1 protein-coding gene and 1 pseudogene are annotated in these 2,782 nt (G+C 41.4%); both read right to left on the bottom strand.

Translation table 11 applies throughout. The features are described 5' to 3' along the window. Positions 1–278 (bottom strand): annotated as a pseudogene (locus tag L654_RS0122860) (TolC family protein); the annotation flags it as partial. Beyond that, on the bottom strand, positions 271–2,782 hold a 2,512-nt coding region (locus L654_RS0122865), incomplete at its 5' end, for an efflux RND transporter permease subunit (protein ID WP_024609141.1). The pseudogene L654_RS0122860 and the gene L654_RS0122865, both read right to left, overlap by 8 nt.

Below are 2,782 nucleotides of genomic sequence, written 5' to 3' on the forward strand. Positions count from 1 at the left end.
CTTTTAAGTGTTAGCTGGCTTGTTTGCAAATTATAGTTATTTGCAAGCGCACCAGTAACAAGCTCATTTAGTTGATCAGAATTAAGCTTTTTCCACCAGTTTGTTTCATCAGCAACGCTAACGTTACTAGCAATATTAGCTTTGGCAACAAATTCGTTAACGGCTTTTTGCTCACTCATGGTGTCTATTTTACTCGCACACCCGGCTAAAAACGCAGCGACTAATACCGCACTGACAGTTAGACTTGTTTTAAGTCTTTTTTGCATTAATTTAGTCATGAGTATTCTCCTGCGCTTTCTCTTTTTTGTTAGTCACTAACATATAAAATACCGGCGTAAACAATAGGCCAAACACGGTTACACCTATCATGCCTGAGAATACTGCGTTACCCATTGCGTGTCGCATTTCGGCGCCCGCACCGGTGGCAAGTACTAACGGTACAACACCTGCTGTAAATGCAATTGACGTCATTAATATTGGGCGCAAGCGCATACGACATGCCTCAAGTATTGCCTCTAAGTGCGATAAGCCTGAGTCGTGTCTGTCTTTTGCAAACTCAACCATCAATATTGCATTTTTAGAAGCCAACGCGACCAGTACTATTAACGCTATTTGGGTGAATATGTTGTTGTCAGAGCCGACAAACCACACACCTAACAAGGCTGAGAAAATAGTCATTGGTACAATTAATATAATTGCCAGTGGTAAACGTAAGCTCTCGTACTGCGCTGCAAGTACCATAAATACAAGTAATACAACTAACGGGAATACATAAACCATGGTGTTACCGGCAAGTACTTGTTGGTACGTTACTTCAGTCCACTCATATTCAATACCTGTTGGTAGTGTGTCTGCGAGTACTTTTTCAATAGCAACTTGTGCTTGATCAGAACTATAACCTGGCGCTGGGCTACCATTTAGTTCTGCACTTGGGTATCCGTTGTAATGCATAACACGGTCAGGACCAATTGTTGGTGTTACTGTTAATACAGAGCCTAATGGCACCATATTACCTGAGCGATTACGTACTTTTAAATTAAGTATTTGATCAGGGTCTAAGCGGTAGTCAGCATCAGCCTGTGCATTTACTTGGTACGTACGACCAAACATATTAAAGTCATTTACGTACACAGAGCCTAAGTAAATTTGCAGTGCATTAAATACTTCATCAAGTGGAATACCTTGAATAAGCGCTTGTTCGCGGTCAATATCAATATCCATTTGTGGAACTTGGATACGGAAACTTGAGTACAGACCCATTAATGCAGGGTCTTGTTGCGCTTTACCAATAACGGCTTGCAGGCTATTAAATAGTGCTTCAAACCCTTTATTAGCTCTGTCTTCTATTTGCAGTTTAAAACCACCTGTAGTGCCCAAACCTTGAATTGGCGGCGGTGGAAATACCGCTACAAATGCCTCATCAATGGCGGCAAAACGTTTATTCAACTGCGCCGCTATCGCCATCGCTGATTGGCTTGGATCGGTACGTTTGTCAAAGCTTTCAAGTGGTGTAATTACAATGCCGCTGTTAGGGCTATTTGTTAAACCGTTCACTGATAAGCCAGGATAAGCAACAGTATGTGCAACGCCTGGTACTTCTAATGCAATTTGCTGCATTTGAGCAAGTACATCTTCAGTACGATCAAGGCTTGATGCGTCAGGCAACTGCGCAATAGCCACTAAATACTGTTTATCTTGCTGTGGAATAAAGCCACCAGGTACGGTATCAAATAACTTAATTGTGCCGCCAACAAGTGCAATATAAGCCACCATTACAACAACGGTCATACGGATTAGTTTTTGTACCAGTTTTTCGTACCCTTTAGCACCACGATTAAAAACGCGGTTAAATGGTTCAAATAACCAACGACCAAACAATTTATTAAGTAAACGCGTGAACGCATCTGTTTTTGCATCATGTGATTTTAATAACAGTGCAGCAAGCGCAGGCGATAACGTTAATGAGTTAAACGCTGAGATAATCGTCGAAATTGTAATTGTAAGTGCAAATTGCTTATAAAACTGACCTGATAAACCGGTAATAAACGCAGTAGGAATAAATACAGCACTTAGTACTAGCGCAATGGCAATAATAGGGCCTGTTACTTCGCTCATTGCAACGCGGGTTGCTTCAAGTGGCGATAAGCCTTTTTCAATATTACGCTCTACGTTTTCAACAACTACAATCGCATCATCTACAACAATACCTATGGCCAATACTAAGCCAAACAACGACAAGGTATTAATTGAGACACCTAACCACTGCATTACTGCAAACGTACCAATGAGCGAAATAGGCACAGCAATTAATGGAATAATTGATGCACGCCACGTTTGTAAAAATACAATAACAACAATAACTACCAGCACAATTGCTTCAAGCAACGTTGCAATTACCGCGTCAATTGAGCCGCGAACAAATACCGTAGGGTCGTACACAATGTCGTATTCAACACCAGTAGGGAAATCTTTAGATAAGCGCGCCATTGTTTCGCGTACTTGATCAGAAAGCTCAATAGCGTTTGAACCTGGGCGTTGGAATATTGGCATTGCAAGTGCCGGTTGATTATCAAGCTCTGCACGCAGTGCGTAAGTGTCTTGGCCTAAATCAACACGGGCTATATCAGATAAACGCGTTAACTGACCTTCGTCGCCTACTTTAATAATAACGTTTTCAAATTCTTCAATACTGTTTAAACGTCCTTTAACGTTTAAGAGTATTTGAAATTGGCTATCGTTTGAAATTGGCTGCGCACCTAAGCTACCCGCTGCAACTTGTTGG

Origin of the sequence: Pseudoalteromonas sp. TAB23 (assembly GCF_000498075.1) — a bacterium.
GTDB classification, from domain to species: Bacteria; Pseudomonadota; Gammaproteobacteria; order Enterobacterales; family Alteromonadaceae; genus Pseudoalteromonas; species Pseudoalteromonas arctica.